This is a genomic window from Mesorhizobium sp. ES1-1, assembly GCF_020164785.1.
Taxonomy (GTDB): Bacteria; Pseudomonadota; Alphaproteobacteria; order Rhizobiales; family Rhizobiaceae; genus Mesorhizobium.
The window spans coordinates 104812-118964 of the sequence record NZ_JAIUGX010000011.1 but is presented as its reverse complement, the minus strand read 5'-3'; the positions used below and the strand labels follow the sequence as shown (position 1 = coordinate 118964).

Below are 14153 nucleotides of genomic sequence, written 5' to 3'. Positions count from 1 at the left end.
GCCTGCAACCCCATGGACCGGCCGAACCGGAAGGGGAATGGTCGACGAGGCCGCCCGTACTTGCGGCGGGCACGCCCGTCAACAGGTTAAGGAGCCGCTTCGCGCCTGGCGATGCGGCTCCGGCGGTCAGGCTGCTACTTCGAACCGACGAGCTTGAAGCCCGTTCCCTCCACCTTGTAGAGGTAGGAGGGGGCGACCTTCAATTCGCCGGTTTCGTCGAATTCCAGTTCGCCGACGACCGTCTTTGCCTTGACCGCATGCAAGGCCGCGTTGATGTCCTCGCGCGTCAGGCCTTTGGTCGTCTTCAGCACCTGTTCCAGGATCTGGCCCTGCACATAGCCGTAGATGGAATAGGGGCCGGCTTCCTCGCCATACTTCGCCTTGTAGAGCTTGGCGAAATCGGCGATCTCGGGGGAGGCGTCCATTGGCGGCACCTGGATCGCCACAAGCGTGCCCTGTACGTTGGCTTCGCCGGCCTGCTTGATGAGGTCCGGGGTGTAGCCGCCATCCGGCACCATCAGCGCAGCGGTGATGCCCTGCTCGTGCATCTGCTTGGCAAACAAGGCAAGCTGCGGCATGACGGCGCCGAGATAGATCGCGTCGGGCTTCTTGGACTTGATCTGGGCCAGCACGGCGGTGAAGTCCACGTCGGACGGCGTCACGGCAATGGTATCGAGGACCTTGCCGCCGCCAGCTTCGAAGTTCTTGGCGAAGATTTCTGAAATGCCCTGGCCGAAGACCTGCTTGTCGTTGACGATCACAGCGGTCTTGGCGCCGAGCTTGCCCAGCGCGTATTCTGCCGGCAGCAATGCGCCGGCGAGATCGTTGGCCACCGGGCGCACCATGAACTTGTAGCCCTGCTTGGTGAGCGACGGATTGGAGCCGAATGTCATGGTTGGCAGCGTGCAGTCTTCATAGATCGGCAGCGTCGACTGGGCGACGCCGGAATTGAAGTTCACAAGGCCAAGCACGACCTTGTCATTGTCGCAGAATTTCTGGGCCACCAGCGTTCCTTCGCGCGGGTCCGCTTTGTCGTCCTGCTGGTCATAGGCGATGGTGACGCCATTGACGCCGCCATCGGCGTTCAGCTTGTCGACGTAGAGCTTGAAGCCATTGTGCCAGGTGCTGCCGAAATAAGCCTGCGCGCCCGAAAGTGGCGCGGACAGTCCGACCGTGATCTCCTCGGCCATGGCCGGCGCTGCAAAAAACGAGGCGCCGAGAAGAAGTGCGGCGATAGATTTTTTCATCGTGGTTCCCCTTAGCTGCTGACTACGACAGGAGAGGCCGTTCCGGTCTTCTTCCCCGTGTAAGCCCATCGAAGCAGACAAAGAGAGCGCCGTCAAGAAAGTGTCGACACTATTGCGTTCAATTTTGTGCTCAGCTATCGATTAGCCTTCGCGACCCCTTCGCCGGCGCTTTAACTCGGCACCATTGTCGGGCGCGAAAACCTTGAGCAGCGCGTCCTTGAGCGCCTGCTGTGTGGCGGAGACGGTCATTTCAATATGTTCGCGCAACAGTTTCGCGCCGTTCTCGGCGTCACGCTTGACGGCGGCTTCGACGATGGCCGAATGCGAGGTGATCTGTGCCTTGTCGTGCGACGGATGCTCGATCTGGATGCGCCGGATGAAGCGGATGCGGGCGTTGATGGAGCTGAGCTGTCCGACGAGTTCGGGATTTCCGGACAGTTCGGCGATGAGCAGGTGGAAGCCTTCGTCCTCGGCCAGGATGATGTCCGGGGGCTGGTTCGGGTAGACATCGACAATTGCTTCCCAGTACTGCCGCAAACGATCGATCTCGCTATCGTCCGCGCGCTCGCACATCAGCTTGAAGGCCGCGCATTCGATGATGGAGCGCAGCTCGTAGAGGTCGAGCAGACCCTCGGTGCTGAGGCTCCTGACGAAGAAACCGCGATTGGGTGTGAGCGAAACGAAGCCCTCGGAAGCAAGCCGGTTCAGCGCCTCGCGGATCGGCGTGCGCGACACGCCGAGGCTGCGCGAAAGCTGGACCTCGTTGATGCGTTCGCCAGGCTTCAGCTTGAACTCGACAAGAAGCTTGCGGATACTGAGGTACGCGCGCTCGCTGCTGTCGGCGGTGCGGCGTGTCTCCGCCTCACTGGCGAAGGACGGATCGTTGTCGGCGCCAATCTCGGCACGTTCGGTCATGAAAGTTCCAATCCGGTTTGTCTGCATGCCGTGTCGACACTTTATGGTGCGCCTTTCTTTCCCAACTTCGCGGCGATGGCAAGCCACAGGATACAGTCCTGGAGACAAGCATGATCATCGGTATTCTTGGCGTCGGACATCTCGCGGCATCCATGGTGGCCGGGTTCCTGCGTTCCGGGCTTGACCCCGCCGCAGTCATCCTGTCGCCGCGCGGCAAGGCAACGGCACTTGCCGCCCGCCATGGCTTTCGATTGGCGGTGGACAATCGCGATCTCGTCGAACGCGCCGACGTCGTCATACTGTCCGTTCGGCCCGCCCATGCGGCGGACGCGGTTCAAGGCTTGCCTTGGCGGGAGGGTCAGGTGTTGATTTCGGTCTGCGCCGGCGTTCCGCTGTCACGGCTCGATGTCGCTCCCGCGAGGGCCGTGCGCGCCATGCCGTTCACGGCTTCGGAGATTGCCTCCAGTCCGACGGTCTATTTCCCCGATCTAGAGCAGGCGCGGACGGTTCTTGACCGGCTCGGCCCCTCGATCGCTCTAGCCGGCGAAACGGACTTCGAGGTGGCTACGGTCAGCGCCGCCGTATACGGCTGGGCGCAGGATCTGATCCGCAGTACGGCTGACTGGTCAAGCGCCAGAGGTCTCGACCCGGCAATCGCGCGTCGGCTGGCGGCAATGACCTTCGTGGCCGCTGGGCGGCTGATTGCGGAGAAGAGCTCGCCGATGGATCAAATGCTCGAAGAGCTGGTCACACCCGGCGGCATCACCGAGCTGGGCCTGCAAGTCCTTTCGGCGCGCGGCGTGCCCGAGGCCTGGGAGGAGGCCTGCACGGCCGTGCTCGCCAAATTGACCCGCTCCGGTTGACACGGCTCCGCTGAGACCCGGTCACCGCTGCGGGGCTGGCGGATAGATGTGTCCGCCGGTTGCCTGCTCGCTCGGCGAGACAGTAAGTTCGGCTATGTCGACATGGTCCGGCATCCGCAACGCGGTAACAAGCACTGTTGCAACATCAGCCGGATCGAGGGGGCGCTGCTCGCTGTGCATCCGTTTGCGCAGACCCTCGCGGTCGCCGTTGAAGGCCTTCAGGTAAAAATCCGTTTGCACACGGCCGGGCGCGATCTCGGTCAGTCGAACGCCGGTGCCGGCGAGATCGAATCGCAGGATACGGCCGGCCTGGGAGAGGCCTGCCTTGGCGGCGCCATAGGTCGTCGTGCCGGGAAACACGGCGCCGGCGACCGTGCTGGTCAGGTTGAAGATGTGGCCACGCTTGCGCGCTATCATGCCCGGCAGCAGCAGGCGGATGAGCTGCAACGGCGCGGTGAGGTTCAGCGCCACCGCCTCGGCTGTTTCCTCGGCGCTCTGCTCATGAAGGGGACGCACCGTGGCAAGACCGCCGGCATTGTTCACCAGCACATCGATTTCCGTCGAACCGAGTGCCGAAGCGATCGCCTGATGGTCCCGCACATCGGCGACCAGTGGCTTGACCTGGGCTCCGAGCTGTTGCTGCAAAGCCTGCAGAGCGTCATTGCTGCGCGCCAGCGCATGGACGGTCAATCCTTCCGCCACCAGGCCATCGACGATGGCCGCGCCGATGCCCTTCGAGGCGCCGGTGACGAGGGCGGTTCGGTAATCCATGCTTGCTCTCCTGAAGCGCTCAAAGCGCGCCGCGTTGGGCCACCGTTTTCAGGATATCGACAAGGCCGGCCTCGCGTGCCGCCTTGAGTTCATCCTGGCTGCGTCCGTTAACGGCTGCACTCGTGGACGCGCTAACCGTGCGAATTGTCTCGTCGTCGAGCCTGGCATCGAGCAGCGTGTCCCAGATCGCCTGATAGGTTGGGCCATATTTTTGCAGGAAATCGCCTATGCCGCCGGCGTTGAGGCTGTTGGAAATGAACGAGCCCTGCAGCGTCCATTTCGGCCCCGGCCCATACATGAAGGCTCGATCGACGTCCTCGACGGAGGCGACACCGTCGCGCACCAGCGCGATCGCTTCGCGCCACATGGCGGCCATCAGGCGCAGGGCGATATGACCTGTCACTTCCCGGTTGAGAGTCACCGGCTTCTTGCCGATCGCCTCATAGAGTGCGCGTGCCTCGCCGAGAGCTCTTGGATAGGTCGCCGTGCCGCCGACGATCTCGACCAGTGGCATCAGATGTGCGGGGTTGAAGGGATGACCAAGCACGATGCGGCCGGGCAGGCGGCATTCCGCCTGCATGTCGGACACCAGCAGCGCCGAGGAGGAAGAGGCGATGATGACCTCATCACCGACATGGTCCTCGATTTCGGCGAGCAGCCGGCGCTTGAGGGCCAGGTTTTCCGGGCCGTTCTCCTGCACGAACCCGACGCCTTCGAGCGTCTCTGCGAGCGTCGGGAAAAGACGCACGGCACCGGGAGCCGGCGAAGGCCCCTTCAGCGCGTCGAGATCGCCCATGAGGCCGGGCAACACTTCGCTGAATGCCGTCTCGCGCCGATCCGTCGGCTCGAAGACGCGAACCGGGTGGCCGGCATGGGCGAAACAAGCCGCCCAGCGCTGACCGATCACGCCGAAGCCGACAATGCCGACCCTCACCTTTTCCATCAACTGGCCTTCCTGCCATCGAGCGCGCCGCGAAAAGCCTCGTTGAGGTCGTTCCATGGGATGAGGAGATCGAGCCAGGCGCCGATCCGACCAGCGGCCAGGATTGCCTCGTCGATCAGGAGATCGAAGGGATGGACGTCACCCATCGCCGCCTCGAGCCGGAACAGCAAAGCCGGCGTTTCTTCCATATGGCAGAAGTCGCGCAGCCGGGTGCCGGTCTTGTTGAGCGCAAGCGCGGCCATCTGCCGCCGCACGGCCTCATCCCGGCCGCGCGCCGCGCGGATCCACCACAGCAGCTCGTGCAGCACCCGCGCTTCCGACTCCGCCGTAAGAACGGGACCTGCGGGATGCATGATCGCGCGCGACGCGGTGACGTTGCTGATATCGGCGGGACAAGCCGCCCACAACGCCTTGCGCGCAGCGATGATATCCTGGGGCAACGGCGATTGCGCCGACGGCTCGGCTGCGCCGCCACCCGATTGGACCAGCGTGCCTTCCAGAATGCGTCTTCCCTGATCCCGCTTCAAGGTCGCGGCGAGTTCGGCAACGCCTTCCACCGGTGCGTCAAGATGGCCGAGAACGGTGATCTCGGCATTTTCGGCCTGAAGCGGCGCGAAGGTGATTTCCAGGAACTGCCGCACCGGCCAATAGATAAAGGCGCCTGCGGTCGCGGCAAGCACATGTGTGGCTCCCTCAACGTCCTCGACGAAGGGTGCATGCCAGTAGATATGGCTGCCGGCGATCTTGGGCGTATGCAGTTGCAGGCGCATTGGCAGCGCCGAAAGCAAGGCACGGCGGGTACGGCCGGCATTGCCGGTGAGCCGCAGCGGCCAGCTTTGCCCCTCGGCCGAGAAAATCAGATCCATCTTATTTTCCCGGATTGAAGAACGAAACGGGCTTGAGGATCTGGTTGCGCATATCGAGCAGATAGTCGGTTTCGATCACCTTGCGCCGGTAGGCCTGCCATTCGGGATCGGCCTCCATGCGGTCGCGCCGCTCTTCCCGGTCGGCAAGGCTGTCATATTTCCACAGATGCACGGTGCGCGAGAGATCACCGATATGCGTCTGGAAAAAGCCGAAGGGCTCGCCCAGATACTGCCGCTGCATGGGCAGGCCGACCTCCTCGTAGAGGTTGAGGAAATGCGACAGCTTGTTCGGGCGAGCGGTGTAAGTGCGGTGGTCGAAGATCATCTTGGGCGCTCCTTCTGGCATCTGCTGCGGCGCCCCGGGCGCCCGTCTACTGGTGGTCTGCGTGCTTCCGCCGCCGCGGCTCAGCCGGCGCTTCGCACCGTCTCGGTTATCAGCCGTGCGGTCAGCGCCGGCGCCTCGATCTGCGCGACATGCCCCACGCCGTCGAGAAGGTGGACAGCGGCAAAGCCTGGCGAGCGGTCCGCATGGGTCACAGGGATGATACGGTCGAGCCTGCCCCAGATGAGCCGCGTCGGCACGGCGAGTTCCGCGAGCGCCCCGGCAAGATCGAAGCCCTGCGTCCCGTCGGGGAACAGGCTTTCCCCCATCGCGGCGAGCGTGCTGCGATTGCCGTTCTTTTCGATCTGCCGCAGCACGGCCTGCGCGTAGCCTTGCGGCAAGGCCGAGGGGTCGCCGACCGTGACCGCCAACCAGCGCTCCAGTGCCTGCACGGTTGTTGCGCGGGCGAGCCCGGCAATGAAGCCGGCATTGATCTCGGGCCCGAGCCCGCCGGGAGCCAGAAGCGTGACGGAACGGACCGCTAGCCGGCCAAGCCGGGCAAGCGCGAGAGCCGCCGCGCCGCCAAGCGAATGGCCGACGAGATGCGCATCGCCCACGCCCATGTCCTCCAGCCGGTCGGAAAGGAGGAAAGCGATCTCCTCGATGCTGCTCGCCGTTGCTCCGGCTTGACCGCCGTGGCCGGGCAGGTCGAGAGCGATTGTCTCGATTCCGGGCCCGAGCAGCGGGATGACCTGCCGCCACACGGAGCGGTCCGCCCCGAAGCCATGGATGAAAACCATCGGCACGGTCTGTCTGGCCGGCGCCGGCGCGGCAAGGGACGATATCTGGCCCCGGGCCGGCGTCGGTTGGACCGCGCTATCCCGTTCGTTCGTGCGCGCGGCAAGGGCGGCATCGATGTCGCGCTGCTTGATGCGTCCGCGCGGCCCGCTTCCCGAAATGGTGGCAAGATCGAGCCCCGCCGTCGCGGCAAGCCGCCGGGCAAGGGGGCTGACGATCGGGCGGCTGCCGGCCTGCCTGACGGAGGGAGAGGCTTCGCCGGCCACAGGCTCGCGCGGCTTGGCTGCCGTGGCGGCTGCTGGCGCCGGCTCGACTGAAGCGGGTTGGTCAGCCTTAGGCTTCTCGTCCGCGATCGTGCCGAGCACGGCGCCCACCGGCGCTTCCTGGCCTTCGCCGAAGAAGATGTCAGCCAGCCAGCCGTCGCGGTCTGCCTCGATATCTGTCGCGGCCTTGGCCGTTTCGACGGTGACGACCAGATCGCCGGCCTTGACCGGATCGCCGGGCTTCACCGCCCAGGCGATCACGAGCACGGCTTCCATGTATTCGCCGCCGGCGCTGTCGATCGTGATCGGATGGGTTGTCATCGCCGCCTCCGTCAGTTCAGCGTCTTCAGCGCCGCAGTACGGATCTTTTCTGCATTCGGCAGCATCGCCGTTTCCAGCGGTTCGGCGTAGGGGATCGGCATGTCAGGCAGGGTGACGCGCGCGACCGGTGCATCGAGCTCGTCAAAAGCGTGGTCCATGATCGTTGCCGAGAGCTCGGCGGCATAGCCGCAGAAGCGCCAGCCTTCATTGACCACCACGGCATGGTGCGTTTTCGAGATGGAGGCGACGATGGCGTTGACATCGAGTGGGCGCAGCGACCGCAGGTCGACGATCTCCGCCGACACGCCGTCCGCCGCGAGGAGCTCGGCGGCCTTCAACGCCTCCACCACCATCTTGGACGTGGCGAAGATCGAAATGTCGCTACCCTCGCGCATGGTTGCGGCCTTGCCGAGCGGCACCGTCACATCGCCATTCGGCACCTCGCCGCGAATGTTATAGAGCAGCTTGTGCTCCAGGAAGACCACCGGCTGGTCGTCGCGGATTGCGGCCTTCAGCATGCCCTTGGCGTCGGCCGGTGTCGAAGGCGCGACCACCTTGATGCCGGGTATGTGGGCAAGCATGGAATCAAGCGCCTTCGAGTGCTGCGCGCCGGCGCCGGCACCGCCGCCGCCTTGCGTGCGCAGCACGAAAGGCATCTTCACCTGGCCGTTCCAGATGTAGTTGTAGATGGAGGCCTGGTTGACCAGGGCATCGAGCGTCAGCGGTATGAAGTCGGCATACATGATTTCCAGCACCGGACGGGTGCCCGTCATGGCCGCGGTCACCGCCATGGCGGTCATCGCCTGTTCGGAAATCGGCGTGTCTCGCACGCGCGACTCGCCGAACTCCTCCATCAGACCCCTTGTCACCTTGAAGACGCCTCCGTAGCGGCCGATGTCCTCGCCGAAGAGGAACACGGACGAATCGGCCTGCATCTCTTCGCGCAGCGCTGCGTTGAGCGCCTCCGCGTACCGCATCATGGCCATGTCAGTACGCCTCGCTATAGGGATTGCAGGCTTCGTCGACCAGGAATGCCGGCATTGGGTCGGAGAGAGCCGTCTCGAAGGCTTCCGCCACCTCGGCCTTGGCCGCCGCCTCGATTTTGGCGAGCTTGGCCTCATCGACGCCGACAAGAAGTGCCTGGCGCGAAACCAGCAGCGGGTCGCGTGCCCTCCAGGCGGTGATGTCTTCCGGCTTTTGGTAGCCGCCCATGTCGGACGTGGAAAAGCCTTCGACGCGGTAAGTCTTGCATTCGACCATGCCGGGGCCTTCGCCGCGCCGGGCCCGTTCGGTCATGGCAGAAACGGCGCGGTAGACCGCGATAGCGTCGTTACCGTCGACGATCTCGGCCGGCATGGCATAGCCGGCGGCGCGGATCGACAGATCCGCCACCGGCGACTGCACATCCGAGGGCACGGTCAGGCCGAACTGGTTGTGCTCGAGCACGAAGACGACAGGCAACTTCCACAGTCCCGCCATGTTCATTGCCTCGTGACAGATGCCGGTCTGGGCGGCGCCGTCGCCGAAAATGCACATGGCGACGTTACCGGTGCCCATGATCTGCATGGAGAGGGCCATGCCGGTCGCCGCCGGAATGCCGGCGCCGACGATGGCATTGCCGCCGATCACGCCCAGCTCGGCATCGGCGATCAGCATGTGGCCGGCGCGTCCGCCGCAGGCGCCGGTGGCGCGGCCAAGGATCTCGGCGACAACGGGGCGCATGGCCATGCCCTTGCCGATATAGACCGCGTGGCCGCGATGGGTGGTGGCGACCTTGTCACCTGCCTCCAGCACCGCGGTTGCCGCCACACCGACGGCTTCCTGGCCGTCGCAGCGATGGATGGGACCGCGTGTGCGTCCTTCCTTGTGGAGCACGCCAAGGCTCTCTTCCAGATGCCGCACCAGCAGCATGCGGCGATAGATTTCCAGGTGCTGTTCGACGGAAGGAGTGTTTTTCACCGATATCTCCGATCTCGTGCGAAATTAAATACAAAAGTGTCGACACTTTGCAAGAGCTTCTGCAAGATGCGAACGAAACAATCTGGAAAACGGGATCGACAATGCGTTTGAAGGACAAGATGGCGATCGTCACTGGCGCAGGAGCCGGCATTGGCGCGGCGGTGACGGAGCTGTTCGTGCAGCAGGGCGCGCGTGTCCTGGTCGTGGACCGCGACGGTGCCAAAGCAAAAGACGTTGCGGACAGCACGGGTCAACTGGCTATGGAGGCCGATGTCTCGGACGAGCGTTCGGTGATGGCTATGGTGGCGCGCGCGCAGGAGGCGTTCGGGCGTATAGACGTGCTCGTCAACAATGCCGGCTACGGCATACGCGGCTCCGTCGTCACCACCGCGGCGCAAGACTGGGATGCGCTGATGGCCGTCAATCTCAAGGGCGTCTTCCTCTGCTCCAAATATGCCGTTCCAGTCATGGCTGCGGGCGGCGGCGGAGTGATCGTGAATACGGCCTCCAACGTCGCCCAGGTTGGGATTGCCGACCGGGCGGCCTATGTCGCGTCGAAGGGCGGCGTCGCGGCGCTGACACGCGCCATGGCGCTCGACCACGCCGCAGACAGGATTCGCGTGAACGCCGTGGCCCCTGGCACCACCTGGTCGAGCTATTTCGACAAGATTCTCGAAACCCATTCCGACCCGCAGGGCTTCGTCACGGCGTTGAATGCGCGCGCGCCGATGAACCGCGTCGCCCAGCCGGCCGAGATCGCGCAGGCGATCCTGTGGCTGGCCAGCGACGAATCCTCCTTTGCGACCGGCTCTATCCTGACAGTCGACGGCGGCATGACTGCCTGGTGAGAGCGGCGGCTGGCCGGTCCATGGCGGGCCTTACCGCTCGTTTGGGATGGAGCGCAGGGCGACGAGCATCGCATCGAGATCGACGCATGGCACGCAGCCGAGCTTTGCTATGTCCTCGGTCACATCCACCGGCAGGCCGGAATTGGAATCCTTCGGCACCTCGTTCAGCCTTCCGCCGATAAGCACAGGCAGGACAAGCCCGCGCGCCGCCATCGCCGCCTTCACCGCCTGAGCGTAGCGAAGCGCCACGCCATTATAGGTGCTGACGGCGATGGCACTGGCTCGGGTCTCGGCCGCGTGCGCGACAAGCGCTTCCGGGTCGACGGCCACGCCGGCATCGGCAATCGCGACGCCGAGGCCAGTCAGCGCTTGCTCGACGAGATACTTGCCGTGTTCGTGCACGTCGGTCGTACCGATGCATACGGTCAGCGGGGCTGGCCTCGTCAGCGGTCTCTGCGCCGAAACCCAGCTTGCCGCCTTGTGGTTCAGCTCACGCGCCCATTCGGCATGGATCAGCGGCTTGCGCCCACGCTGGCTTGCCGCGCCGGGCCCGAAAAGATCCTCCAGGCGCTTGGGGCCCATACGGCGGATGGCGAGCATCAATGCGGCCGGGTCTTCGACATCCACCCCCCGCTCGGCCAGCCCCTTCATGGCGGCCTCGGCGAACCGGCGGCCGCCTTCCACCAGCAGATCGGCCATCGCCTCGGCCTTGGTCCAATCGAACACCGGGTCGTAGAACGGAGCGTGCAGCGTCAGCCGGTGCGCGAAGGTCTGCGCGTCGATGATCTCGTCGACATCGGGAATGCGCTGGTTCTCGGTCACCGGCACGGGATTGATCGCATGGCCGGACGGCCACCGCCCCACCGCAAGTATGTCCGCCAGGAGATAGCTTGCCAGGCTGGCATAGTTGCCCGCCGGGGTCGATTGATAGGAAACGGTGTTTCCGAAGATCATCGTGCCCGGCGTGTCGTTGACCCGCACCAGCGCGGCATGGAAGGCGGTGCGCGACAGCGGATCGCTGAAATGGTGGCCGTAGCAATGCGCGAGACGCGCGCCGATCAAATCCTCGACGATGTGCTTTTCGATCAGCACCATGCCCAGCGCGCAGGCCATGTCGATAAACAGTCCGGCAAATCCGTCGTCCAGATTGGAATGGACAAGGATCTCGGCATCCTGCGCCGCGATCAGACCCAGCGCCGTGACGGTCGCCTCGGTGGTCGCCACCTCATCGTCCCAATAGGGCAGCCGGAACGTAAAATACTGGCCGAGATTACCGATCGCCGTTGCCCCCGCGGCAATGGCCGAGCGGGTGTTTTCCAGCGCGCCCGGCAGGCCGAGCATGAAGTCGCCGAAATGGGCGGCGGCGGGTGCCGCATTGGTGATGCGCGCAAAATCCTCCGGACCGGTGAGCACGATGCCGGTCCCACGTGCTGCCTTGGCGCGCATCGCCTGCGGATAGCCCATCGACCAGTCGAGCGTGATGCCGAAACGATCGACAGTCACCCCCGCCTTGCGGCATTGCCCATGCACCTCCCCGATCGCCGCGATGGTGCGCTCGACGCTTCGGAAGCCGATATGGGCGTGCTGCATGACGCGCTTCTCGGCTGCCGCCTTGCGCTTCCAAGCCGCCTCCGAAGGCATGCCGGTTTCGGTGAGGAAAAGGCAGCTGCCGAGCCGCCAGTCGCGCGCCATGGCGCGCCCTTCGGCGAGGAGGTCGGCGCCCGGCTTCAGGCGCGGTTCGACGAGAGGGGCGGCAACTTCAGCGGTCATGACATTTGCTCTCGGCTCTGGCGATGAAACGGCCAAGGATGGCGGCAAAACCTGCGGGATCGGTCAGCGGATGAAAATGCGCGCCGGGAACGGTTACATGGTCGGCACCCGGTATTGCAGCGGCGATAGACTGCGAAAGGGTGGGCGGCGTCAGTATATCGCCGGCAGCCACTATTACCTGGACCGGGGCGGCGATGCGCGGCAGGTCGGCAAGGCGATCATGGTCGAGCAGCATGCGCACGCGCGCCGCCGCGACGGCAAGGGGCGCCAGCGTGTGTGGAGCGGCTGCGGCTGCCGCGTCGAGTTGCACGGCATGTGTCTCGAGGTAGGATGGTTCGTAGCACAGCACATGGCCCAGGCGCTGATAGGTTTCGGCCATACCGGCATCGAGCAGTTCGGCACGGGCGCCAAACAGCGCACGGAAACGGGCGTCGGCCCGCGCCCAGGAGCTGCTGATCGTATAGCTCAAGCCGATCTCGCCGTGATCGAGCGCAAGCACCTGCGCGATGGCGCCGCCGGTCGAATGCCCGACAATGTGAGCGGGGCCGCCCGTGCGCCTCAGCAGGTCGGCAATGTCACTCGCGATCAGGGGAATGGAATAGGGGCCGCTCGGTCGATCGCTGCGTCCGGCGCCGCGATGGTCAGTGACAATGATGCGATGGTGACCCTCGAGTAGCCCAACGACACCTGCCCAGAACCTCCCGTCGCCGCCGAGCCCGGGGATAAGGATCAGGCGCGGCCCATGGCTGCCTGATGTCTCGTAGTGGATGCGGCAGCCGTCGGCGGCGGCGAAGAAGGGCATCAGCGATGGCCCTCCCGATCGACCAATTCGCGAAGGGCGGCCACGATGCTGAGGGCGGTGAGCGCCGAAGTCTTGGGATTGTCGGGCGAGGGCGCGTTGACGAGATGGAAGGAGGCAGTGCCGGCTGCACTCTCGACTTCGATTTCGTGGGTGTTGCCGGAAGCCGCCGGATCGGCAATCACAAGCACCGTTACCTTCTCGGCCCCCGCCGCCATCGCCACGGCGAAAGCTGCGTTGAGGTTTTTCGGATAGCGCCCCGCCGCCTCGCTGGGAGTGCCCTCGAAGAGGACTATGGCGCGATCGTCGACTGTAAGTCCGGCGGCGGCCAGCTCCGCCGCCCAGGCGGCCGGTGGCTTGCGCGAGGTGTAGCGAACGCGCGCATCGGGAAGCACCGCTATCGCCCGCAGATAGTCCAGGCCCCCCAATGCGCCCGAGGGCAACACCAGGCGCGCGCCGCCGATGCGTGCGGCTTCGCTCAGTCGGGCGGCAAGCGCCGGATCCGACAGCGCGCCGACCGAAGCGATGAGGGTCGGGATGCCGGCTTCGAGAAGCGCGGGTACGCAGGCGGCCACCGCTTGCTGGCCGGCCGCCTCCACCACCGCCGTGGGGCGTGCGTCGATCAATGCGTCAAGCCGCGTCACCGCGCGGACATGGCCCGGCAATCCAGGCCTGGCGCCTTCGCGCAACAGCGCCACCCAACGAACGGCATCGGCGGGGAAAACGCGAACGATGTCGTGCGCGATCGCACCGTAGCCGATGAGGCCAATCGTCAGCATGGCCTGCTTCAGGAGGTCTGCTTCGTGGGATCGAACTTGTCGGCCAGATCAGCCCCGAACACCGTCTTGCGCTCGATCTCCAGCACGTTTTCCGGGCGCGGGAAGTTGGATGGCACGCGATCGCCGGGTTTGCGAGGTTTTCCGATCAGGCGGAAGAAGTCCTCCAGACCATTGGGCACGATCAGCCAGATCCACCGCAGCTGCGTTTCGCCATCATTGATGAACATGTGCCTGACGTTTTTCGGCAGGAACACGACGCTGTCCGGTTTCAGCGGATATTCCTTGCCTTCGATGACGGCACGGCCATGACCTTCGATGACATAGATCGTCTCCTCGTTGCGATCATGCGTGTGCTCGCGCACATAGCCGCCGGGCGCGACCGATTGCGTGCCCAGCGCGAAAGGGTGCTCCATGCCGACGATATGCGGTGCCAAAGCAACGTCGATATGGCCGTTTGCCGGCACCGGCTGCCAATAGCTTTCGCGGCTTTCGGATCCGGAAACATGGATACCGGACGGCGCGGCTGGGAGGCGGGTATCATCCATGGCTTCTGCCTGTCGAAAGAGCTGCGGGATCATGCTGGGACGCTGGCAACTCAGGCGAAGCTACAATGCGGAAAGTGTCGACACAAGAGTAGACAGATTTAATTTCGTGTTCCTATAGTGACACGTCATAAAGGCAGGGGACCC

At 64.7% G+C, this 14153-nt stretch carries 15 protein-coding genes; 2 read left to right on the top strand and 13 right to left on the bottom strand.

Annotated elements, in window-relative coordinates:
• Nucleotides 1–134: 134 nt before the first annotated feature.
• Complete coding sequence (locus LB513_RS19385; RefSeq protein ID WP_224665117.1) at nt 135–1247, bottom strand: branched-chain amino acid ABC transporter substrate-binding protein; 1113 nt, start codon at nt 1245–1247, stop codon at nt 135–137.
• Nucleotides 1248–1388: 141 nt separating this feature from the next.
• Entirely contained in the window at nt 1389–2162 is a 774-nt protein-coding gene (locus LB513_RS19380) for a GntR family transcriptional regulator (protein WP_224665116.1), read from the bottom strand.
• A gap of 110 nt (nt 2163–2272) precedes the next feature.
• Here LB513_RS19380 and LB513_RS19375 point away from each other — a divergent pair, with 110 nt between their 5' ends.
• Nucleotides 2273–3025, top strand: coding sequence for a pyrroline-5-carboxylate reductase family protein (locus LB513_RS19375; protein ID WP_224665115.1), 753 nt, complete (start codon nt 2273–2275; stop codon nt 3023–3025).
• A 21-nt stretch (nt 3026–3046) separates the two neighbouring features.
• Here the strand turns inward: LB513_RS19375 and LB513_RS19370 are convergent, their stop codons facing one another.
• The 7 genes from LB513_RS19370 to LB513_RS19340 form a co-directional block, all read right to left on the bottom strand.
• Complete coding sequence (locus LB513_RS19370) at nt 3047–3796, bottom strand: SDR family oxidoreductase (RefSeq protein WP_224665114.1); 750 nt, start codon at nt 3794–3796, stop codon at nt 3047–3049.
• Nucleotides 3797–3815: 19 nt separating this feature from the next.
• Nucleotides 3816–4739 carry a 3-hydroxyacyl-CoA dehydrogenase NAD-binding domain-containing protein gene (locus LB513_RS19365; RefSeq protein ID WP_224665113.1) on the bottom strand — a complete coding sequence of 308 codons (924 nt, stop codon included), beginning with the start codon at nt 4737–4739 and terminating at the stop codon, nt 3816–3818.
• Complete coding sequence (locus LB513_RS19360) at nt 4739–5605, bottom strand: hypothetical protein (protein ID WP_224665112.1); 867 nt, start codon at nt 5603–5605, stop codon at nt 4739–4741. Before LB513_RS19360 ends, LB513_RS19365 begins: the two co-directional genes overlap by 1 nt.
• 1 nt (nt 5606) lies before the next feature.
• Entirely contained in the window at nt 5607–5930 is a 324-nt protein-coding gene (locus LB513_RS19355) for an NIPSNAP family protein (protein WP_224665111.1), read from the bottom strand.
• 80 nt (nt 5931–6010) lie between these two features.
• The gene (locus tag LB513_RS19350) at nt 6011–7309 is read right to left on the bottom strand and encodes an acetoin dehydrogenase dihydrolipoyllysine-residue acetyltransferase subunit (protein ID WP_224665110.1); all 1299 of its coding nucleotides are present in this window, start codon (nt 7307–7309) and stop codon (nt 6011–6013) included.
• Between the two features lie 11 nt (nt 7310–7320).
• Complete coding sequence (locus tag LB513_RS19345; RefSeq protein WP_224665109.1) at nt 7321–8295, bottom strand: alpha-ketoacid dehydrogenase subunit beta; 975 nt, start codon at nt 8293–8295, stop codon at nt 7321–7323.
• Between the two features lies 1 nt (nt 8296).
• A complete protein-coding gene (locus LB513_RS19340; protein ID WP_224665108.1) occupies nt 8297–9268 on the bottom strand; it encodes a thiamine pyrophosphate-dependent dehydrogenase E1 component subunit alpha in 972 nt (323 codons plus the stop codon).
• A 101-nt stretch (nt 9269–9369) separates the two neighbouring features.
• Here LB513_RS19340 and LB513_RS19335 point away from each other — a divergent pair, with 101 nt between their 5' ends.
• On the top strand, nt 9370–10116 hold the full coding sequence (locus LB513_RS19335; RefSeq protein ID WP_224665107.1) for an SDR family oxidoreductase: 747 nt from the start codon (nt 9370–9372) through the stop codon (nt 10114–10116).
• 30 nt (nt 10117–10146) lie between these two features.
• Here LB513_RS19335 and LB513_RS19330 read toward each other — a convergent pair whose 3' ends face one another.
• The 4 genes from LB513_RS19330 to LB513_RS19315 are packed head-to-tail and all read right to left on the bottom strand — an operon-like array spanning nt 10147 to nt 14009.
• Nucleotides 10147–11886 carry a hypothetical protein gene (locus tag LB513_RS19330; protein ID WP_224665106.1) on the bottom strand — a complete coding sequence of 580 codons (1740 nt, stop codon included), beginning with the start codon at nt 11884–11886 and terminating at the stop codon, nt 10147–10149.
• Nucleotides 11876–12688 (bottom strand): alpha/beta fold hydrolase, encoded by an 813-nt coding sequence (locus LB513_RS19325; RefSeq protein WP_224665105.1) that lies wholly within the window; start codon nt 12686–12688, stop codon nt 11876–11878. Before LB513_RS19325 ends, LB513_RS19330 begins: the two co-directional genes overlap by 11 nt.
• On the bottom strand, nt 12688–13464 hold the full coding sequence (locus LB513_RS19320) for an aspartate dehydrogenase (protein WP_224665104.1): 777 nt from the start codon (nt 13462–13464) through the stop codon (nt 12688–12690). Before LB513_RS19320 ends, LB513_RS19325 begins: the two co-directional genes overlap by 1 nt.
• A gap of 8 nt (nt 13465–13472) precedes the next feature.
• Entirely contained in the window at nt 13473–14009 is a 537-nt protein-coding gene (locus LB513_RS19315; protein WP_224665103.1) for a cupin domain-containing protein, read from the bottom strand.
• Between the last annotated feature and the right edge of the window lie 144 nt (nt 14010–14153).